The sequence below is a fragment of the Methanoculleus methanifontis genome, from assembly GCF_030464365.1.
In the GTDB taxonomy this organism is placed as follows: domain Archaea; phylum Halobacteriota; class Methanomicrobia; order Methanomicrobiales; family Methanoculleaceae; genus Methanoculleus; species Methanoculleus methanifontis.
The window spans coordinates 12420-32855 of sequence record NZ_VCYI01000001.1 but is presented as its reverse complement, the minus strand read 5'-3'; the positions used below and the strand labels follow the sequence as shown (position 1 = coordinate 32855).

At 60.5% G+C, this 20436-nt stretch carries 24 protein-coding genes; 9 read left to right on the top strand and 15 right to left on the bottom strand.

Annotated features, from left to right (window positions below; translation table 11 throughout):
* Positions 1-8: 8 nt before the first annotated feature.
* The 9 genes from FGW20_RS00190 to FGW20_RS00150 are packed head-to-tail and all read right to left on the bottom strand — an operon-like array spanning position 9 to position 8181.
* Positions 9-455, bottom strand: coding sequence for a carboxymuconolactone decarboxylase family protein (locus FGW20_RS00190; protein ID WP_301676096.1), 447 nt, complete (start codon positions 453-455; stop codon positions 9-11).
* Between the two features lie 5 nt (positions 456-460).
* Complete coding sequence (locus FGW20_RS00185) at positions 461-1402, bottom strand: methanogenesis marker 7 protein (RefSeq protein ID WP_301676095.1); 942 nt, start codon at positions 1400-1402, stop codon at positions 461-463.
* On the bottom strand, positions 1399-1983 hold the full coding sequence (locus FGW20_RS00180) for a methanogenesis marker 17 protein (protein WP_301676094.1): 585 nt from the start codon (positions 1981-1983) through the stop codon (positions 1399-1401). The genes FGW20_RS00185 and FGW20_RS00180 overlap by 4 nt, the downstream gene beginning before the upstream one ends.
* The gene (locus FGW20_RS00175) at positions 1984-3222 is read right to left on the bottom strand and encodes a methanogenesis marker 15 protein (RefSeq protein ID WP_301676093.1); all 1239 of its coding nucleotides are present in this window, start codon (positions 3220-3222) and stop codon (positions 1984-1986) included.
* On the bottom strand, positions 3219-3674 hold the full coding sequence (locus FGW20_RS00170; protein ID WP_301676092.1) for a methanogenesis marker 5 protein: 456 nt from the start codon (positions 3672-3674) through the stop codon (positions 3219-3221). The genes FGW20_RS00175 and FGW20_RS00170 overlap by 4 nt, the downstream gene beginning before the upstream one ends.
* A 5-nt stretch (positions 3675-3679) precedes the next feature.
* Positions 3680-4141 (bottom strand): methanogenesis marker 6 protein, encoded by a 462-nt coding sequence (locus FGW20_RS00165; protein ID WP_301676091.1) that lies wholly within the window; start codon positions 4139-4141, stop codon positions 3680-3682.
* Positions 4141-5667, bottom strand: a complete 1527-nt coding sequence (mmp3, locus tag FGW20_RS00160) for a methyl-coenzyme M reductase-associated protein Mmp3 (RefSeq protein WP_301676090.1) — start codon at positions 5665-5667, stop codon at positions 4141-4143. The genes FGW20_RS00165 and mmp3 overlap by 1 nt, the downstream gene beginning before the upstream one ends.
* 10 nt (positions 5668-5677) lie before the next feature.
* Positions 5678-7291 (bottom strand): methyl coenzyme M reductase system, component A2, encoded by a 1614-nt coding sequence (gene atwA / locus FGW20_RS00155; RefSeq protein ID WP_301676089.1) that lies wholly within the window; start codon positions 7289-7291, stop codon positions 5678-5680.
* A gap of 47 nt (positions 7292-7338) precedes the next feature.
* On the bottom strand, positions 7339-8181 hold the full coding sequence (locus FGW20_RS00150; RefSeq protein ID WP_301676088.1) for an HAD family hydrolase: 843 nt from the start codon (positions 8179-8181) through the stop codon (positions 7339-7341).
* Between the two features lie 54 nt (positions 8182-8235).
* On the opposite strand from FGW20_RS00150, the gene FGW20_RS00145 reads away from it, so the two are divergent.
* The 3 genes from FGW20_RS00145 (at position 8236) to FGW20_RS00135 (ending at position 9784) form a co-directional block, all read left to right on the top strand.
* Positions 8236-9165 (top strand): ribose 1,5-bisphosphate isomerase, encoded by a 930-nt coding sequence (locus tag FGW20_RS00145; protein WP_301676087.1) that lies wholly within the window; start codon positions 8236-8238, stop codon positions 9163-9165.
* A gap of 116 nt (positions 9166-9281) precedes the next feature.
* Positions 9282-9515 (top strand): DUF7557 family protein, encoded by a 234-nt coding sequence (locus FGW20_RS00140; protein WP_301676085.1) that lies wholly within the window; start codon positions 9282-9284, stop codon positions 9513-9515.
* Entirely contained in the window at positions 9512-9784 is a 273-nt protein-coding gene (locus FGW20_RS00135; protein WP_301676084.1) for a type II toxin-antitoxin system RelE family toxin, read from the top strand. The genes FGW20_RS00140 and FGW20_RS00135 overlap by 4 nt, the downstream gene beginning before the upstream one ends.
* A 371-nt stretch (positions 9785-10155) precedes the next feature.
* Here FGW20_RS00135 and FGW20_RS00130 read toward each other — a convergent pair whose 3' ends face one another.
* Positions 10156-10863, bottom strand: a complete 708-nt coding sequence (locus FGW20_RS00130; protein ID WP_301676083.1) for a winged helix-turn-helix transcriptional regulator — start codon at positions 10861-10863, stop codon at positions 10156-10158.
* Positions 10864-10894: 31 nt separating this feature from the next.
* Entirely contained in the window at positions 10895-11389 is a 495-nt protein-coding gene (locus FGW20_RS00125) for a hypothetical protein (RefSeq protein ID WP_301676082.1), read from the bottom strand.
* A gap of 811 nt (positions 11390-12200) precedes the next feature.
* Between FGW20_RS00125 and FGW20_RS00120 the strand changes: the two genes are divergently transcribed.
* From FGW20_RS00120 to FGW20_RS00105, 4 genes are all read left to right on the top strand, one after another.
* Positions 12201-12662 (top strand): hypothetical protein, encoded by a 462-nt coding sequence (locus FGW20_RS00120; protein WP_301676081.1) that lies wholly within the window; start codon positions 12201-12203, stop codon positions 12660-12662.
* A 12-nt stretch (positions 12663-12674) separates the two neighbouring features.
* On the top strand, positions 12675-14228 hold the full coding sequence (locus FGW20_RS00115) for a M28 family metallopeptidase (protein WP_301676080.1): 1554 nt from the start codon (positions 12675-12677) through the stop codon (positions 14226-14228).
* 26 nt (positions 14229-14254) lie between these two features.
* Positions 14255-15319 (top strand): ABC transporter permease, encoded by a 1065-nt coding sequence (locus FGW20_RS00110; RefSeq protein ID WP_048114887.1) that lies wholly within the window; start codon positions 14255-14257, stop codon positions 15317-15319.
* A gap of 340 nt (positions 15320-15659) precedes the next feature.
* A complete protein-coding gene (locus tag FGW20_RS00105; RefSeq protein WP_301676079.1) occupies positions 15660-16172 on the top strand; it encodes a hypothetical protein in 513 nt (170 codons plus the stop codon).
* Here the strand turns inward: FGW20_RS00105 and FGW20_RS13310 are convergent.
* Both FGW20_RS13310 and FGW20_RS00100 read right to left on the bottom strand, forming a co-directional pair.
* Positions 16147-16560 (bottom strand): IS5 family transposase, encoded by a 414-nt coding sequence (locus tag FGW20_RS13310; RefSeq protein ID WP_367617909.1) that lies wholly within the window; start codon positions 16558-16560, stop codon positions 16147-16149. The genes FGW20_RS00105 and FGW20_RS13310 overlap by 26 nt on opposite strands.
* Positions 16561-16580: 20 nt before the next feature.
* Positions 16581-16940 (bottom strand): transposase, encoded by a 360-nt coding sequence (locus FGW20_RS00100; protein WP_301676078.1) that lies wholly within the window; start codon positions 16938-16940, stop codon positions 16581-16583.
* 70 nt (positions 16941-17010) lie between these two features.
* On the opposite strand from FGW20_RS00100, the gene FGW20_RS00095 reads away from it, so the two are divergent.
* Both FGW20_RS00095 and FGW20_RS00090 read left to right on the top strand, forming a co-directional pair.
* Positions 17011-17538, top strand: coding sequence for a DUF4367 domain-containing protein (locus FGW20_RS00095; RefSeq protein WP_301676077.1), 528 nt, complete (start codon positions 17011-17013; stop codon positions 17536-17538).
* Positions 17539-17706: 168 nt separating this feature from the next.
* Positions 17707-18027 carry a hypothetical protein gene (locus tag FGW20_RS00090; protein WP_301676076.1) on the top strand — a complete coding sequence of 107 codons (321 nt, stop codon included), beginning with the start codon at positions 17707-17709 and terminating at the stop codon, positions 18025-18027.
* Positions 18028-18416: 389 nt separating this feature from the next.
* Here FGW20_RS00090 and FGW20_RS00085 read toward each other — a convergent pair whose 3' ends face one another.
* The gene (locus FGW20_RS00085; protein ID WP_301676075.1) at positions 18417-19145 is read right to left on the bottom strand and encodes an MBL fold metallo-hydrolase; all 729 of its coding nucleotides are present in this window, start codon (positions 19143-19145) and stop codon (positions 18417-18419) included.
* A 1-nt stretch (position 19146) separates the two neighbouring features.
* Positions 19147-20433 carry an ATP-binding protein gene (locus FGW20_RS00080; RefSeq protein WP_301676074.1) on the bottom strand — a complete coding sequence of 429 codons (1287 nt, stop codon included), beginning with the start codon at positions 20431-20433 and terminating at the stop codon, positions 19147-19149.
* Between the last annotated feature and the right edge of the window lie 3 nt (positions 20434-20436).

Genomic DNA, 20436 nt, shown 5'->3' with positions numbered 1-20436 from the left:
GAAACAGGTTATTTGTCTGAACAGGTCTTATCCAGGCCCGTGCCGTTGATGTCGCAGGAGGGACAGGGGGCCGAACCGTTCACCACCCGGTATGCATCCGCAAGGACCGCGGAGTTCGCGAGCATCCCCGCGATCAGGATCACCTCAAGGATCTCAGCCCGGGTTGCACCTTTCGCCATCGCGGACTGCATGTGATACTCGACACAGTGACTGCACTTGAGCGCGGCGCCTACCGCGAGGCTGATGAGCTCGATCATCTTCGGCTCGAGCTGGCTGGTCTCGACGACGGCGCCCTTGTAAAGGAGGTGTGAGATGAGGATCTCGGGACGTTCCGCCATCCGTTCAAAGATCAGGGGGACCCTGCCGTACTCGTTCTCGATCTCCCGGAGGAGATCCTCCGCAAAGACGTCCGAACCCCGCTCCATAACCTTCGTGAGTACTTTCTCGAAATCCATCGCATCTACACCAGTATTCTCGTTTCCGAAAAAGGTTTAATCCGGATCAATATGTAGTTGCGCATTCGCGACGGCGTGACGTCGGCGATATCGCCGACCGTCACCCCTTCGGCGACCTCGAGCGACCGCACGGTATCGGCGTACGAGTCGTAGGGGAGCTTCACCCGGAGCCCCTCCATCTGGGCGGTCACCGGCGTTGGGTGCGTGAGCATGCTGACCTCGTGGATCTGCTCTTCGATGATCGTCATCAGGCGGGGCGGGAAGACGGAGAGCGGGTCTTTTGCGAGAGCATCACGTCGCGCATCCAGGACACGGGAGACCTCGTCCACCAGTTCGTCGAGTTTTGCGAGTTCCTCGGGGCGTTTAAACCGGTGCATGATCCTGCCGACCCCCCCTACGTATCCCTCGACGGGCGGATCGATCACCCGCATCAGGGCCTCCCGGTCGGGCGCGCCGGTCACCACGATCGGCACGTGAATCTCCCGACGGAGCACCGGGAACTTCTGCTGGATACACTCCTCAAAGTTGCCGAGCGCGTAGACGGCGAGATCGTGCTCGTTGATGACGTCCCGCTCCTCGTCGTTGAGGTTCGCAATCCGTTTCCCGAATCCCCTCGCAAGCCCGACCATATTGGTCTTCGCGCCCGACCGCCTGAGGTACTCGGCGACATCGCAGGAGATGTGGGGAAGGTGATGGATCTCCAGGCTCGGGCTCACGACGGCGATCTCGGTCCCGACGAGAGGGGCCTCGGTCACCTCGCCGGCGAGCGGTTTTGCGATCCGGCGTATCATCTCGATATCGTCCCGCGGCACGAACGACTGGAGCACGACGTCCTGGGCCATGACGTGCTTCTGGACAATGTAGCCCCCGAGGTCGTCGATCAGGTCCATGATCTCGTCGTGCCGGTAGACGCCTCCCTTGTAGGTCACCGGCACCAGTGTCGTCATAGCGTCACCCCCATCTTCTCAAAAAGCGGCACGACCGCCGTCTCCACGATGTCGGTCGGCAGGGTATCCTCGCTCGCCACGTAGTAAAACTTCCCTTCCCGGATGTACTGGCGGCGAACCTTGAACCCCTCGGGAGCGATGTACTGGAGCGCGTAGATGACGTCCTTGTAGAGGGTCTCGCTCGGGTCGGCCACCACCAGCCGGTCAAGGTCCTCGTCCCCGGCCACCCCTGCCGGAAGGACGACCGTAAACCGGTCGGGCTGGTCAACGTGCTCCTTGCCGTAGATCGCCCAGAGTATCTGGAGGAGCGGCGCAAGGTAGGTCTCGTCTCCGATATCGAGGACGATCTCGTTCTCACCGCGGTTGACGTTTGCAAAGTCGGCAATGCGGATTGCGCGCGGCATATGGCGCAGGAGTCCGACAGCGACGAAGATTGGCACCTTCGGGTCAACATAGATATGCAGCCGGTCGATCACCTTGATGAGATCGAGATCCTGGAGGACGTCGCCCACGATCCGCTCGTAGGCCTCCCTCCCGACCTCGTCCGGTGACTCGACCACGAAGTAGTTCAACGGGGGCATCTACTCTCCCTTGACGAATCCGGACGCGAGCAGGGCGGACCCAACCGCGCCGATGTACTGCGAGTGGGGCGGAACGACGACCTCCGTCTGCAGGAGCTGGCCCATCGCGTGGACCAACCCCTCGATCAGCGAGGTGCCGCCGACCATGATCACCGGCTCCTTGATATCGATCTCCTGCAGCTGCTGCTCGAAGACCTGTTCGGCGACGCTGTGACAGGCCGCGGCCGCCACGTCCTCGCGCGAACTCCCGGCGGCGAGCGCGTTCACCAGGCTCTGCGTCCCGAAGACGATGCAGTAACTGTTCATCGGGACGTTCACGCCCATGCCCTTCATGGCGAGGGGGCCGAGTTCGGTGATGTCCACACCGAGCCGCTTTGCGGTCATCTCCAGGAACCGGCCGCTCGCCCCGGCGCAGATCCCGCCCATCGTGAAGGTTCCAGGGATGCCGTCGATGACGCTGATCGCCTTGTTGTCCATCCCACCGATATCGATGACGGTCGCCGAGCCCCGCTGGTGGTCGGCAAGATAGACGGCGCCCTTCGAGTTCACCGTCAGTTCTTCCTGGACGAGGTCGGCCTCGAGATGCTTACCGATCAGGAACCGGCCGTATCCAGTAGTGCCGATCGCCTGGATGTCCTCGCGGGTAAGACCCGCCATCTCGAGCGCGTCCGCGATGGCGCTCTCGGCGCTCTTGATCACCTCGGTCGTCGGGTGCCACCCGGTGCCGACAATCTCGTTGTCCTTCATCACGACGGCCTTCGTCGTGCTCGAGCCCGAGTCGACGCCCATCGTGATCCCGGTCTGCTCCTCACGGGCAAGAAGCGCTCTCCGGCGGGCGATGGTGGTCAGGGCCTCCATCCGGGTGAGGAGGGTTCCGGAGGTCGTTCGCTCGGTGAAAGAGTAACTCACCACCGGCAGCCGGGAGTTCTCGTGGATGTAGCGCCGGAGTTCGTTTCGGACAATCGCCGCCTCGGCACACCTGAAGCAGGTGCCGATGAAGACCCCATCCGCATCCACCTTCCCCTCGACGAGGGCCATAGCCCGGGCGATCATCAGTTTCAGGTCGGCGCTCCGGACGTCGAGGCCGAACGCGTCGACACCCCGTTCGACGTCGGCGAGCGCGATGTCGGGGAAGAAGACCTCCGCGTCCACCGCCTCGGCGGCATCGTAGATCTCTTTCTGGACGCCGCTGTACTCCGGGCCGCAGGAGAGCTGTGCGATCCGTACCTTCCGGCTCATGCCCCGCCCTCCTCTTTCGGAAGACCATCGAGGAACTTCTTGACGGCGGCGACAAACTGCACGCCTTCCTCCTCGTCAGAAGGATACTTCAGTTCCAGGATCGGGATACCGCTCTGGCGCAGGGAGAAGATGATCAACTCGTCGGTGCGGGCGCAGCCCATGCACCCAAACGCAAGGTCGGCATCCGTGACGATGATCGCGGCCTCGGCCTCCTCGATGAGGGGACCGTAGATTGCCATCCGCCCCCTGACACCGGACGGCACCTCGACGGCCGCGTACTTCAGGCCGCGTTTGGGTTCTTCAGGAGTGATCTGCAGGGGCGGGGAGTCTACCCCGGCGGTCTGTATCCTCTCCCGGATACCGAGGGCTGCACCGAGCGGTTTATGACCAAACCGGGCCACCAGGTCGGAGAGGATGAGGCTCGTTGCAGGGTAGATAAACACCTTTGCCATTGTATTCAGGACTCCTCTGTATCTATCAGTTCTTGTAGTCGCTTGATATCAAGTAACGGTCGCTTCTCGCGTGCGGGCGGTGCCGGTTCCGCCTCGCCTTCTTCACGCCTGTCGAGTTCTTCGAGCCCGCGGGTGATATAGCGCAGAAGACGGAACTCTCGTTCATGACCGAGATAACCCGGCCTCGCTCCACCGAGATTCGCCCGGCACCGTCTCGGATCACCGGGAGGGAAACCCCGATCCTTGATGAAGATGTGGGTCGGGTCGAACGAACGGATCTCCTCGACGAGACGGTCGACGGAATCCGGTTCGCCCGTCACCTGCAGCCCGAAGCACGTCTCCTTGATGAGGACGCCCTCGGAGGCCTCGTAAGCCCTGAGCGCGAGCTCGCCGGGGGTCATGGAGGGAGACTCGACGAAGACGTATTTGGTCACCGTGCCCACGTAATCCGGAGTATATTCGGCCATCACTTCACCTCCTTCACGTATACCGTCGCTCCCTCGCGCATCCCGGCAAGGTTCCCCGCATCGAGCACCTTCCCGATGACGTTCGTGCCGGTGAGCGGCTCGGACGTCGGGCCGAACTCGGCGTTCGGCGTGGTCCGAATGCCGACCATGCCCGCGCCCCGCCGGGAGTCGTTCGTCATCGCAAGGGTGTAGGCCGGCACCTCGCCCTCGGGAGTGTTCTCCGGGATGATCCCGACACCTTTGCCGATCTTGGGCTTGAAGAGGAAGACGTCCTCGAAGACGAAGACGAGCGGCATCTTCCCGACGCTATGGCGCTTGAGCCCGGTCACCTCACGGAAGATCGTGACCGACCGGGGCGCGGCCGCCTCATCGAGGGTTATGGTGACGACGTGGTCGGCAGGCACCGTCTCGACCCGGACATCGCCGCCGGCCAGCACCTCGAGCGTCGTTGCCGGGGTCTGGCCGACCACGATGCGGTCGCCTTCGGTCTCGTCAGCGGTGAGGGAGACGCCACGGCGGGCGGCGACCGCTTCCGCCTCGGCAAGCGAAAAACCAACAAGATCGAACTGCTCCGGTTCCGCACGGATGGCGAGGAGGTCGCCCTCTCCGGCAAACCTGACGAGTTCGATGCCGTGGACGACCTTCCCGACGACAGTGTGCGCCGGGCTTGCCGAGACGCCCTGCGTGTAGATGTAAACTCCTCCCGAGGATTTCCCGGCGGTTCTGACCGTAACAGTGCCTTCAAGCCTCGGGCCGGTGAACTCCGCCGGAACCCGCGTCGGAACCAGATGCGTGTCGGCGACGTGGGTGCTGCTCGAACGGCCTGTCCTGAATCTGCCATCCTGCACGGAGAGAAGGAAGTGCTCGACACTCCGGGCGGTGCCGGTGTCGATCTCGTCTTCCCCGAAACCCTGCACCTCCGCTTCCACGTAAGAGATGATCTGCATCCCGTCTTCGAGCGGGAAGTCGGCATCGCGGGTGACGACAACGTTTGAGCGATCGACACGCCGGAACACCCGCTCGACCCCGGTGATCTGGTCGCCGTCGGCGAGCCGGTCGAGCAGCCCGCGGCCGGTGACGACGTTGCCGATGACGCCGCCGTCCGCCGGGGCGCCGTAATCGGCGATATGCCCCATGCGTGCGAAGATCAGGTAGGACTGGGAGGGGTCGTAACCCCCGCACCCGAGGATCACGTCACCACGCTCGTACCGGCCCGGATGGCGTGCCGGGCGGACGTCGGACGCGAACGGGCCGAAGGCGGCGGCGTAACGATCCTGCCAGTGCAGGCGGAGCCGCTCTGCAAGCTCCGGACGAAGGAGACGGGAGACTGCCGCGGTCTTTGCCACCTCGACGACCAGATCCCCCGCCGGAGTGTCGAACCTGACCTCCTGCGACTCGGCTTCGTCCTCAACGAGCGCCGGACGGATGACGGCAACACTACACCGTTCATCCCGTCCCGGAAGGAGATCCCCGAGCCGGGAACCCGCCGGAACCAAAACGCATTTACCGTCCAGGTGGATCTCCATTACGTGCACCTCAGGGGGCTCCGCTGCCCCCCATCACCGTTCGTTCGTCCTCGGTGAGATGAGCGAGCACCTCCTCCGTCGGTCCCATCTGGATGATCTTGCCTCCCCGCATGAGGGCGACACGATCACAGATATCTTTCACAAACTCCATATCGTGCGAAACCACGATAAATGTCTCGTCCATCTCTTCGCGGGCATGGAGGATCGAATGCTTCACGTCGATCTTCGTGATCGGATCCATGGTGCCGGTCGGCTCGTCGAGGACGACGAGCCGGGGTTCGCGGATGAGCACCTGGGCAAGGGCCACCCGGTGCTTCTCGCCTTCAGAGAGTTGGCTTGGATAGCGATCCAGGATCTCCTTGCTCTTCTCGGGGGTGAACCCGGCCATCCCGAGTGTGATGATTGCCTTCCTCATCGCAAGCTCTTTCGGGAACTCAAGGCCGATGGCGTCGGTGAGGTTGTCGAGCACCGTCCGGTGCGGGTAGAGGTCGTACTCCTGGTGGAGGAGCCCGATGTAGCCCTTCGCCCTGCCGCGGTTCTCGATACCGGGTTTCGTCATGTCGATCCAGTCGTCGCCGATCCGGACATTCATCTCGCCGCTGGTGGGCTCGAGGATCCCGGATATGATCCGGGAGAGGGTCGTCTTGCCCGCTCCGCTCTTGCCGATGATCCCGAAGATCTCTTTTTCGCCGACGTCGAACGAGACGGTGTTGACCGCCCGGACGACGCCCCGGTCGACCGAGAGGTAGCGCTTGACCACGTCCCGGGCGACCAGGATCTTCTCGCCGACGTCCCCGGCCTCGTGCTTCTCAACGTCGCTGTAGTTCTCCATGAACTTGTTGATGACTTCTTCGGGGCCCCCAATCACCTTGATTTCCCCGTTCTCAAGGAGGATTGCCCGATCGGTTACGTCTTCGATAACGTCAGAGAAGTGGGAAGTGACGACCATGCCCATATCGTTTGTCCGCGCGCTCTCGATGAGCATCCGGTGGACGAGCGTGGCGGTCTCCGGATCGAGCGTCCCGGTCGGTTCGTCTGCAAAGAGCAGGAACGGATTCTTTGCGAGCTGCCGGGCGAGCACCACCCGCTGCTTCTCGCCGCCGGAGAGGTCGCGTGCGATGTGCATCATCCGGTGGGAGAGCCTGACCTGGTCGATGAGGTCGGCGGCCCTGTTGACGGCCTTCTCGCTCGGGTAGCCGACGTCGTCGAGCGCCCGCAGGACGTTCTCAATCACCCGGTCGTCACCGTAGAGTGCGAACGTCCGCTGGAACATGATGGCGGTTCTTCGCATGACTCGCCGTTTCATCATTGCGCTCTCGTCGGCCCAGAGGTCGATATCCGTCGGTTCGAGCTCGCCGCCACAGACAGGGCACGATTTTCCCGCCTCGCTCGGGACACCGATGTACTCGCATTTGCTGCAGGTAACGACGTGATAAATGATTGCGCCTCGCGTCGGAGGCTGGTCGACACCTCGCATAAGGTGCATGAGAACGGTCTTGCCGGCACCGCTTCTGCCGATAATACCGACAGTCTCTCCCTCCGCCACCTCGAAATTGATATCTTTAAGCACGGTAGTCCCGTTGAACTCCATGCAGAGGTCCTTCACCGTAATAAGTGGGGTCATCTTGAGATCCTCGTTAAACTGATCTTCTTTTGGTATCATATTAGGCTTTATATTGTTGCACTTTTCCCGGTCGCCGCGGTATCCGCAAGGAGTTCCGCCACAATACCGGGCACCTCGCTGACATTGTGGATAACCCGATCCACGCTCGCATAAAGGACGGGCGGTTTCCGATCCGACTGCTGTTCGGTGAGCACCGCGAGGTCTGCCTTCCTAAAGGCGTTCAGGTCGTTGATAGCATCTCCCACCATAACAACGTTATCATATTGCTCTTTGAGGGCCTCGACAATCCGTGCCTTCATCGAGGGGGTTGCGACACCGTAGACCCTTTCCCGTGGGATTCCGAGGTAATCGCCCATCCGTTCGAGCTTTGTGACGCGGTCACCGGATGCTATGTATGCGGGAACGCCCATTCGGTGCAACTCGGTGATGGCCTCTTTCGCACCCGCGAACGGTCTTCCGCCGGTCGTCACCGTGAACTCGATGCCCGGGAGATCCAGGTTCAGGATCACGCCGCTGTTCATGGTGACGATCGACTCTTTCTTGCAGCAACCCCATACCTGCCGGATGCATGCCTGCAGATCGCCGATGCAAGCATTTTCATCGTTGTAGAGGAGATCCCCGACCGCTTCGGCGGGGATGACCCGGCGGGAACAGGCCACCCCGAACCCGATCGATTTCTCAAGGAAGAACTCGGAGAGGGACTGATCCTCCGGCGCCTCCATGACGTCCCGGGAATGGAGGTGGAGGACAACGAGCACCCGTGCATCCGACCCGAAGGTGAGGGTCGTGGTCTCGACCTCGGTCAGCATCTCGTCGCGGAGGATGTCGCGTGCTACGCGGTAAGTCCGCAGGAGTGTGCCCGCACTATCAAAAACAACGGCTACCGACATATTTTCACGTCAATAAATCTATGTAGTCTCTTGTCCTCTCTTCAATGAGGACGTATGTTACTGAGTGAGACGGCAGCAAGCATAAAGAGTATGGAGATCCGGGGCGCCGGCAGAATCGCCCGGGCGGCGGTAGAGGCACTGGCTGATTATGCCGGAAACCTCGATGTTTCCGACCCTGAAACCTTCAAACAGGAGATGCAAAAGGCGGCCGATATCCTCACCGCGACCCGGCCGACCGCCGTCTCGCTCCCGAACGCTGTGCGCTCCGTGATGAGGCCGCTCGACTCGTTCAATTCGGTGGAGGCCGCGCGGGACGCGGTTCTTGCCCGGGCGGCGGAGTTCATCGATCACTCGGAGCACGCGGTCGAGTGGATAGCGAAGATCGGGGCACGCCACATCTCCGACGGCGACGTCCTCCTGACCCACTGCAACTCCGAGGCGGCGCTCGGGTGCATCCTGGAGGCCCACCGGCAGGGGAAGGAGCTTGAGGTCTACGCGACGGAGGTGCGGCCCCGGGGCCAGGGGCTCATCACCATCAGGACCTTGAACGACGCCGGTATCCGGACGAACTACATCGTCGACTCGGCGGTCCGCTACTTCATCAACGACGTCGACCTGGTCGTCGTCGGCGCCGACGCGATCGCGGTGAACGGCGCGGTGGTGAACAAGATCGGAACCGCCCAGATTGCTCACGCCGCACACGAGGCCCGGACGAATGTCATCGTCGCGGCCGAGACCTACAAGTTTGCTCCGCGGACGATCCTGGGTGAACTGATCGAGATCGAGGAGCGGGATACGGCCGAGGTGCTCCCCCGCGAGGTGGCGGAGAAGCTCCCGTTCGTGCGGGTCAGGAACCCGGCCTTCGACGTGACGCCTGCCGAGTACGTCGACCTGATCGTCACCGAGCAGGGGGCGATCCCGCCGGGGCTGGCGTTCACGGTGATCCGGGACTATCTCGGGTGGAAGATCGAGGAACTGCGGTGAAGGGGCCATCCCCTGGCAACGATCTCCGATACCCTGAACACCTCCGCAGGAAACCACACAACACACCCGACACATCCATGCAAACCTTCATCAGGTAAACCTGAGTATACCTCAGTATGACGAGCACCACCATCAAGATCGACGTAGAACTCAGGGACCGGCTCAACGCCCTGAAAGTCCATCCCCGGGAGTCATACAACGAGGTGATCGAGCGCCTGGCCGAGATGGTAATCGACGAAGAGCCGCTCAGCGAAGAGACGATCCAGAGAATCGAGGAATCGCTTGAGGATCTCAGGGCCGGAAGAGTCTACACCTTAGAGGAGGTCATGGCGGAGCTGAAGGAGGAATGACCTACCGTGTGGTCATCACAGCAGCGGCCCGTCATGATCTCAGGAACATTCCACGCCCCGTAGCAGTCAAGATAGGCGAAGAAATTGCATCGCTCGCCGGCGAGACCAACCCGAAAAAGTATCTCAAACGATTGAAGGGAGCGAGCAACCCCCCGTTCCACTCGCTCCGGATCGGGGACTACCGGGCGATTCTCTCGATCATAGATGATCTCCTGGTGATCCATGTCATCGCAGTCGGGCATCGGAGCAGGGTGTATCGGAGGTTCTGAGCGAGCTTTGATTACCACGCCGCGGGAGCCGAAACACGACGCCAATCGAGGTCCCCGGCCCCCGCGGGATACCGCAGGGGGTATCACCGATGGAGAGTCCGTTGCCCATCTTTATACCGTTTCTGTGTCAATCATCGATACGTCGGGGCATCCAAGGGCTTCAGATCGGGAGGAGAGAGAATGTTTACCAGTATCGGATCCTGATGTGCCGGCGCCTCCTTGGAGACGGGGGCAGGCAGAACCGCGCATTTGACATTTGTCCGACCCTGCCGTCATCACAGATCCATCCGCATGAAACGGGCGTATGTTGCTCCGAAGAAGACCGCCGGAAACGCAAGCATTGGCAACGATTGGCTGCCAGATGAGAGCGATCAGGCCACCATATCAGTGAGGGCATAACACACCACCCGACCATCGCGATTCGCTTCAACGAGTCCGTCTGCGGCGAGCCGCCGCAGGTGCCAGGCGGCTGTGGAGCGCGAGATGCCGACGATCTCGGCTATCTCTGACTGCGTGATGCCGGGTTTTTCAAGGAGAAGAGCAAAGATCTGCCGACGCGTACCATTTCGGAGGTGCAGGCATACGACCTTCTCGGCCGTATCATAGTCGCCGTTCCGAAAACAGCCCACCCTGCCGTCTCGATACAGGGCACTGACCAGACCGGCCTCCCGGAGACGGGAGAGGTGGTAACGGGTGGTTCCCCTGTTGATCCCGGTGATACGGGCGATCTCCGCGGGCGCGATCCCCGGGTGATCCCGGATGCAGGCATAGATCCGGGACCGTTTCTTGTTGTCCGGGGGGCAGCGTGAGGTCCGGTAGCCGAGGTACGCCGTGACGCCGGTAGAATAGACGAGTTCAAAGGGCATCGCGAGGAGCGGGCAGTGGAGGAGGAGGAAGATGGTGAGCAACTCCATCGGCGGGTAGGACCAGAGCGGCATGAAGAACTCGTCGTCGACGTTTATCCCATCAGTGGGGAGTTCAGCGGGACCTGGCTCGACGATGATCTTTGCCGTCGCAGGACTCCAGAGGAGGAGCAGGGCCAGGGACAGGACAATGAACAGGTCAGCCGCTCTGTGCACGGTCCGGCCCCCTACAGTGCCTCTACATCCATCAGTAGTAATAGATAACATTCAGCGTATAATCCGTTCCCTCCTCCGGAACGTCTTCCCCGAAGATCAGGAACTTCCACGTGCCGGACGGCAGGTAATCGGATCCCGAGAGGGCGAGAGAGATCTTTTCGTCCATCCTTCCGTCGACACCGTCACGGTACGGGCCGAGCACGCTGCTGCCCGGCGGGGTTATGGTCAGGGCAAGAGAATCGGTTCCGGAATGCTGGTGGCCGCTCCAGTCAAGGTTGACCACAATGGTTCTCACGCCCGACGGCACCGACTTCCAGATGGTCTGGTACTCGCCCGGGTGTATCGTGCCGCCGACCGACCGGATGAGCTCCACCCTGTCGCTCACATCGTCGGCGGGCGCTACCGCAATCCCGCCGGCGGTCTTGCAGGGCAGGGCTGCAGCGCCGGAGACGAGGAAGAGGGAGGTAAGCAGCGCAGCAACAAGGATTTTTCCAACAACCTGTGCACTGCACTTCGTTACATTCATGATACCACTATGCTCTATGTCCAGATCCCTGACCTTAAATTTTCTGTGTCGAGCGTCGAATAGTCAGCGGGAAGTCCGCATCACCATTTTCATCGAATAAGCCTCTGATACCTGCAATACGGACGGCATGGAGACTTTCCAGTGGAAGTTATCCCCTGGCGCAATCCTGGAGGCCGGAATGAGGTTCAGGATCAATAACGGAGAATCTCCCCGGAATGGCAGAACCAGGCAGGTTCATAGGCGCCCCTGGAGAACCCGACCTGCGACAAGGGGATTGTGCGCGCCTATCAAGGAGGCCGCAACCCCTGATATCGGTCCGAGCCACCGAGTCGATATACTACACCTAGATCGTCTTCCATCCCCATGACCCGAACCACGACGACGCGCACGCGCACCGGGATACGGCCAGAAGACCCACAATATTACAGATTTTACGCATCAGCGGAACGTATGCGGATTTCAGTTCTACATATGCACCACGCTCACGAGAAAGAGATTCGGATCGATTTCTACCGAAAACACCCCATACCGGTCATGAATCGGGGCGAACATTGTAAACTGGGAGGAATCAGCGGGTCAAGGCCGCGATGACAATTCGATGGTGAGCACAGAAACGTTAAGGGGAGCAACGCTGAAGTCTCGATCGGCGATACCGCCTGCAGTATCCTACGGGGGCCGGGGACCTTGATCGACATCGTGTCCCGGCTCCCACAGCGTGCCCGGAGGGCAATGGGGTTGTTGGCTTACATTGGGGATAGCCATTGCGGTTCCGTGGCCTCCCGGGTGCACATGAAAAAAAGGTGAGAAGAACATGAAACAGAACAAAATCTTTGGAGCGTGCGCTGCTGCCGTCGTCGGCCTGCTCTTGGTCTGCATGGCAGTGGTGCCAGTCAGCGCGGAGAACGGAATTTGTGCCGTGGGGGTTCCCGGGGGCTCACTCCTGATCGATGAGACCAAGGGTGTCGATTGCACCGCGTCGGCAGGCAGCTACATCGGTCCCTATGTTCCGGGGGTAACCTACCAGATCGTAGCGAACTGCAAATATTTCGACACCAACGATGTAATTGGAGGAACGGCTGAGTTCAGGCTGAAAGGGTCGGACGGCACGGAGGATACAAAGATCATAAATGACATCCTGGTCATGGACAACAGCTGGGAAGGGACGTTGTCGGTGCTCTTCACACCCGACAGTCCCGGTGCGTACCATTGGGATATCACGTGCATTAGAGGCTCTGAGAGTGCCACATCACGCGGAGACCTCATCCTGTCGTGAGGGCTATCTCCCATGTCAGCAGATCCTTCCTCTCCCCAATTTTTTGGTCTATCCGTCGTCGGAGCCCCGATCATCGCAGCTCTGGTCCTCGTCGTCGCGGCGATACCCGTCCCGGCCTGTGCCGCTGACGTGGATTCATTAGCCGGGGCCATTGGAGTGCTCACCGACTACCGGCGGGTCCCCGGGCTCGACGACGGATCGGCTGCCGACTACATCGCCGGGAGACTGGAGGAGTGCGGGTATGACATGCAGCAGGAAGTCTTTGCCGTCGAGACAGATATGGGACCGACCGCGACCCGGAACGTCGTCGGTATCAAGGAGGGTTTTGGGCAGGGGGCTGTCGTCGTATGCGCGCACTACGACGTCCCCGACCCCAACTGTCCCGGAGCAGACGATAACGCCGCCGGGGTAGCCGTGATGTTAGAGGTTGCACGGGCGCTCCAGACGGAGCCCCTGAACCGGTCGGTCTACTTCATCGCCTTCTCCGGCGAGGAGATCGGACTTTGGGGGAGTGCCGACTGGCTGGAACGCCACGCAGACCTTGCCGGGGAAATCGTCGCGGCCGTCAACCTCGACTGCGTGGCACGCGGCGACGAACTCTACGTCGAGACCCTCCCCCAATACCGCTGGATACTTGACACCGTCCCCGAATCCCCGACGATCAACCCTCAGATCGGATCGGGTCTTGGAGGCGACCACTGGCGTTTCTGGGAGCGCCATGTCCCCGCCGTCCTGATAAGCGACAACAGCGGCTACACTTTGCGGCATACCCCGGACGACACGCCTGAGGCCCTGAACCTCTCGCTGGCGACGTCCTGCACTGAAGCGGTGACCGGCATGGTCCGGACCCTTGCCTCCGCGGGCGATGCGACCCCCCCGATGGTGGAGGGGTCGGTCGAGGAGGACGGGACGATCCGGTACACCATTTCCGAACCTTCGATCACACAACTCATCATCGACGGGACGGACTTCGGTGTCCTGGCATCAGGGCAGGTCACTCTCCCCGCAGGCCCCCATACTGTCCGGGTCGTCGCCTACGATGCTGACGGGAACCGGGGCGCTCTGGACCTGAAGGCCGATGTCCCGGATACCGACCGCGACGCTCCGGGGTCCGGCCATCAGCCCGGGGGCATCAGCATCCCCTGGAAGCGGACTGAAGAAGATCTCAAGAAGTATGGCATGCAGCACTACGGCACGCCGTTTGTTGCTCTCTCCTACGACCGTCCGGGAGCGGAAGAGACCGGGACCCGCATCGACGGCTACGTGGACGGCATCCGGATTGCCGGGCTTGAGGAGGGGCATGTCGTCGTCCACGCCCCGGGCAGCCACCGATATGAGGTGGTTGCGGCCGCCGCCGGGACCGTGGTCGGGTACGACGAGACCACGTATATCGTCGAACGCATGCATGACGGTCCCCAGGCTTACTACATCAAGGACAGTTTTGTGCAGGAAGTGGCGATCCGCGAGGACGCGCTCCCCCTGGCCCCGGTTGCGTGCGCCGTCGCCGCCTCGCTCCTCGTCGTCGGGTACCTCTTCTCGCGGAGCGTCGGCTCACGGAGGCGATGATCAACCATATAAGACAGAGATAATCTATGACAGCAGAACGAGTCTTAACCGTGGCCCAAAAAGAGTTCACCGACCTCTTTACGAGCCGGCGGTTTCTCCTGATCTTTGTCCTGTATCTTATCATTGCCATGGTCGGCACAGGTCAGGGGCTCGAGCGCTACGACTATGCGCTGACCTCGTACAACGACGCGCTGCAGGCGGTTGACGAGTACCGGGATCTGCAGAACCTTGGGGCCTGGTGGCTTGAGATGCCTGAGCGGCCCTCGGTTCTGCTCATCTTCGATTCCATGGCCGGCACCACAGTGACGCTCGGAGCACTGCTCGCGATCGCGGCCGGGTTTGATCTGGTCACCCGCGAGAAGGAGTCCCGGTCGCTCAAAACCCTCCTTGCGCACCCGGTCTACCGCGACGAAGTCATCGTCGGCAAGGCGCTCGGGGGCGCCGCCACCCTGGGAGTCGTCGTGGGGCTTGCCCTTGCCGCCATCACCGGCCTTCTCCTCATCCTCTCGATCGTCCCAACGGCAGCCGAGGCTGTTAGCATTCTGCTCTTCGGGGTAGTCTCACTTCTCTTCCTGGTCGCCTGGTTTACCGTTGCTCTCGCGTTCTCGACGGTCACACAGGAGAGCGGGAACGCGTTGGTCTTCACTCTGGTGATCTTTTTCGTTGTTTCGTCGCTCCTCCCGGTGCTCGGGGCGATGGTTGGAGGGCTCGTCGCAGGCCCGCCGCCGCAACGTCCCGAGCAACCCGAAGTTATCCCCGTGGAGATGTATGTCTCCACCTCTGCTGGTGAATCGTTCGTCCAACGTGACGATTCCGGGCAGCAGGCTTCTGTATGGAGTGAAGCGCTGAGAGACTACCAGGAGGATCTGGCGGCGTATACCGCGAAGAAGAGACTCATCACCAACGTTGTCACGCTCCTCTCGCCGCAGAAGAGTTACCAGGACCTGACCGATTTCATCTCTGCGCCGGGAGAGGAATCATTCCTGGAACCCCTTGGCAGTGTCTGGGCAGGTATCACGGGGTTGATCGTCTTCCCGGCGGTCTTCTTCGTCGCCGCATACACCCGTTTCATGCAGATGGACATCCGGTGACGGCCGGGCGGTCAACCCGCCCGGAATGCGCCCGCTCCGCCTGTCGCCGGCATCCGGGGCGAGTGACGGAGTATCTGCAGAACGGGTCATATTCCCTGTTCGGAGCCTTCGAGTGCCCGGACGTGTCGATGATTGGCACAGAAAAGGTATTAAGAGAAACAACAAAGCCTCAATCGATGATACCGCCTGCGGTATCCCGCGGAGGCCGGTGCCCTCGATTGGCGTCGTGTCCCGGTTCCCACAGCGTGCCCGGAGGGCAATAGGGCTGTTGGTCGCCACCAGGGATATTCATTGCGGCTCTGTGGCCTCACGGGACACACATGAACGGAGGTTTGAAATCATGAAACCAAAATTCCTTTCCGGAATCGGCGCCCTGTTTGCGGCGCTGTTAATCGCTGGCACGCTCTTCGTGCCGGTGATGAGTGCAACCGAGAGCAACCAGGAAGACACCTGTCCGTCCGGAGGCGATCCGGTAGACAGAGATGTAGTATTAGAGCGAAGCCCTCATCTCTTTGATGATGCAGGAAATCGATTAAGTGACAAAGAAATCTCTCAAATGATTGAAAAAATGCCGAAAGTGACCTATCTTGACGGCATGAATGAAAGTAGGAGCAAGGAACTCTCCGAAGGGCTTACTCGGTTACATAAATACCGTTCCGTTAGAGTTGGCGACAGCCTGGAGGCCTCGCCACAATCAACTTCATTACAGGCAGATTCAGGAATTAGAATCAATGAACACCACTATCAGGGGATCAACGGGTATAATCATCCTGGGAATTTGGAAGTATCGTCCAGTGGAACAGCGTTACATTACCTAACATCTGAGGTCATCCCAATACTCCCCCGAACATGACGCTGCATGCCAGGTGAATCAGTCCCATGAATGAGTGCTCATACCGCTCGTACCGTGGAACAATCTTCTTAAACGCCTCAATCCAACTGAAGAACCGCTCTACCGCACTGCGCTTCTTGTAGAGTTCTGGATCAAACCAGAATGGCCTCCCTCGTTTCGGCTGTTCCCGGGATCTCCGGTTGACCGGAATGTTGCTCTTGATTCCCCGATTTCGGTTGTACTGGCGAATCTCCTGGGCATCGTAGGCCGCATCTGCAGAGATGATTACAGGACGAACCGGCGCCTCCGGAATCTCAAACGCTTCGAGGGTTGGCTCGTAGAGCCGTGAATCATGGACATTTGCCGGTGCAACCGTGCAGGCAAGGGGAAGACCGTTCCGATCGACCAGAGCACTCAGTTTATTCCCGTTTACCTTTTTATAGCCATCATAGCCGGTTGATCCCCTTTTTTAGCCTGGATATCCATGGTATCGGTCGCACAATGCGAGAGATCGATTTTCTTGATCTCATACCCGGATCGGAGCAGGTCGAGGAAGATCGCCTGATACACCCCTTTCTCGCAGAGTTCGAGGTGGTATCGGTGAACCGTCGATTTTGTACCGTATTTCGCCGGGACATCGAGCCAGGAGCATCCGGTGGTCAGAACGTACAGGATACCGTTGAACAGCCTGCGGGGGTCACACCGCGGTCGGCCAATGTGCGGCTTCGTTGGCGGGAGGTATTTCTGAACAATCTCCCAGAGATCATCGTCAATTTCCCGGAATGCCATGATTTCCGATTTTATCTGATAAGACTTATAATTATAGGATCACCTCCTAGTAACCTTTGTACTACTGGTTGTGGGACTGACTGCTGCAGGATGCCTCGATTACGGCGAAGAGGCTTCAAAACCCGATTCCGACAGCAACGGAACTACTATCGGCCCTACGACCGATCCAACCGCTCCGCCACTTGCGATAACGCCCGTCATCGTGTATACGCTAAAAGAGACACACGAAAAGTTTGGTACGGATCTCCCGGTACCATCGTATCTGCCGGACGGCTACTCTTTTTCGTATGCATTACAGTATGGCGAACCGGACAACCGAATCTCCTTGATCTACGCGAAAGGGGAGGATGAACTTCGTATTACACAGGTGCCCGTCCCGGGCAACCCCTGCCCCGGACAGAAAAACACAGGTTCTGTTGGAGTGACGATCGACGGGACAAACGGAACGTTTACTCCCGGAGACAGGGAAAATGTGCTTCGCTGGAATGACGCCCACTATGCATACTGCCTTTCCGGCACACAGGAAGTGGATGAGATGGTGGCGATTGCAGCATCGGTGAAGGAGCATGCCGGGGGCGGCATCGTCGCTCCTAGTTAGAAGAGCCGGTTTTGAGTCGGTGTTTGTCCCATAAACGGTTTATCTCAAAACTGACCAGTGAACATTTGTAGGTGCCGCAGGCGGCGCCTGCAACGATGCAGAGGTCCACCCGGCCAGTAGCGAATCGGATGGGTGAACGTCCCGCGCGCCCGGAGGCAAAGGGAGCGCATGTTCTTCCCGTACTTGAAGGTATACCTCTCCGGCCTCCGGAACACTATCGGAGGAAAGCAAATGAATGGAAAAATTGGAATGCGGGCATTCTCCGTGCTCCTGGCACTGCTACTGGTGAGTGTGATGATGGTGCCTGTTGTAAGTGCAGGTGAAAACCGAACAACTTCCCTTGTAGAGGGGCCAGAGCCTTCAAGATACGCCGTCACCCCTGACTATATCACTGACGACATTAAAATTGCAGATCCCCTTGATGAATCAGAGTTGATCACTCTGATTTTTTCCGAATCGTGGATACTAAAGAATAACCGGGGGAACTAAGGTCTCGTACAGGGAGAGCAAGGCGCTCCACGATGCTTACGGTCCGCGGGGGGAGAGGGGACTGTACCCGCTCATGGAGTGCGAAGATGCGTATTACGTAGTGGTGACGACGTGGCCGTGAAGGGGGCTTCTTCGTGCGGCTCCACCCCGGCGGCCGTTGGAGCCGGTCGCTACGGATCCGTGGCCTCCCGGACATGTGTGAAAGGAGGATTTGAGCCATGAAACAGAACAAAATCTTCAGAATATCGTTGCCGGCGTCATCGGCCTGCTCCCGGTCTCTATGGTGATGACGCCGGTACCCGCTGAGAATAATCCAACCCACGCCATACCTGTCGACGCGGCCTGACACGTGTCACGCGCGTCGATGCGGGCTTGACCCTCCCGCCGGCTCACTCCCAGCAGAACGTCTCCATATCGTACCCGGCGTGCGGCATCCCCGGCGGGACCAGGTGGCTCATGTGGACGCACCGGTAGTCCCTCGCACCGACGTCGCGGGCGAACCGGACGGCCTCGGCGTAGTTCATGTGCTTGGTGATATTGTAGCCCTCGGGAGCGATGGCGTCGACGAAGAGGAGATCGATACCGGTATTTTCGAGGAGATCCCTGCTCCTCTTCGGGATATCCTCCCGCGTGTCTGCGGTGTAGGCGACCGTCACGTCGTCGTGTTCCAGGAGGAGCCCGCAGGTGTAGACCGGCGGGTGGTTCACCTCAAAAAACGTGAACGTCACGCCGAAGAGGTCGAACGGCTCGTAGACGGGGACCGGGTGCTTCTCGAACGGCAGGAAGTGGAGGTAGCCCGAGCAGTAGTCCATCACCGGCGGCGCCGCGTAGGCCGGCGGCACCTTCTGCACCCGGTAGAACTCCCCGAACCCGATGAAGTGGTCGTAGTGGCCGTGCGACCAGAGGACGCCGTCGATGTGGGGGGAGCAGGCCCGGAGGAGCTGCTGCCGGAGGTCCGGGGACGACTCGATGAGGATGTGCTTGCCCTCAATCTCGACGAGGAGGGACATCCGGAGCCGTGACCGCCCCGCCGCGACCATCGCACGGCAGTTCTCGCAGTCGCATCCAATCTTCGGCGTCCCGATGGCGTCCCCGGTCCCGAGCAGCGTGATCTGCATATCAGCGCCCTGTCCGGATGACGTTGCGCTCTTCGACCCTGAGGAGTCCCTGCTCGATGTCCGCCGAGTCGACCCGGTGCCGGTCTTCCATCAGCGCCGACATCACCGCCTCTTTCATCATCATCCGCAGATCGGAGCCCGAGAACCCCTCCGTCCTGGCGGCGAGGTCTGCGAAGTCGCAGTCGCACTCGATCGTGGCGGCGACCTTCTCGAGGATCGCCTGCCGCATCGCCTGATCGGGGAGCGGGAACTCCACGACCTCATCGAACCGCCGCCAGGCCGCTTCGTCGAGGATACGGGGGTGGTTCGTCGCCCCGATGAGGAGGACGCCGTTCTTGACGAAACTGATCTGGTCGATGTTTTTTAAGAGCATGTTCACCGCGCGCTTCATCGCGCCGTGGTCATCGCTGACCCGGGTCTTCGCGACGAAGTCGAACTCGTCGATGAAGAGGATGCAGGGGGTGAGTTTCTTCGCGAGGTCGAAGATCCGGTCGATGTTCTTCGATGTCTCGCCCAGGTACTGGGAGGTGACCATCGCGAGACGGACCTCGAGCACCGGCATGTGGAGTGCCCGCGACATCGCGAGCGCGAGCGAGGTCTTCCCGGTTCCGGGCGGGCCGACGAAGAGGAGCCTGCCGAACTCGTAGATGCCGTGCCGTTTTAAGAAGTCGCGGTGCTCGAGGGCGACACCGATCTTCTTGATCGTCTCCTCCTGGCGCAGGGTGCAGACCAGCTTCGCAAGCGAGAACTCGACCTCGTCCGGCGCGCTGATGATGATGAGGTCGCGCGCTTCCCGCATCTCCTCGCTCTCCCCGATGATCCGGGAAATCCTCGCCTCCAGGTACTCCTTCGTATCCTCGAACCGGCGATTTTTCACCCGGACGTCGCGATACCTTACTCCGATGCCGTCTTTCCCATCAAAGAAGTACGCGAGAACGGGGTTCTCTCCGACCCGATCTTCTCCGCCCTTCTTGATGAACCAGCCCGCCGCCGTATCGAGCGAAGGGAGGTTCAGCCGCTGCCCGAACTCGTCGTACCCGACGAACGGATTTGCGCGAACAGCCTGGCAGACGGCGTCCGGGGTGCCGAGCACCTTCTTGATCGCTCCCTCGCTCACGATCAGGGGCCGTTTCACCTCGGAATTTCCACCGCTCCCGGCACCGAAGAACTCCCGGGAGCGCGGGTTAAGGTCGTTAATATCGAGTTCCTCGTTCCGGTTGAATATCTCCGCGGTAAGCAGGAGTTCCATGACGGCGAGGACGTCACGTGTACCAGTGTCGCCGGTCATATC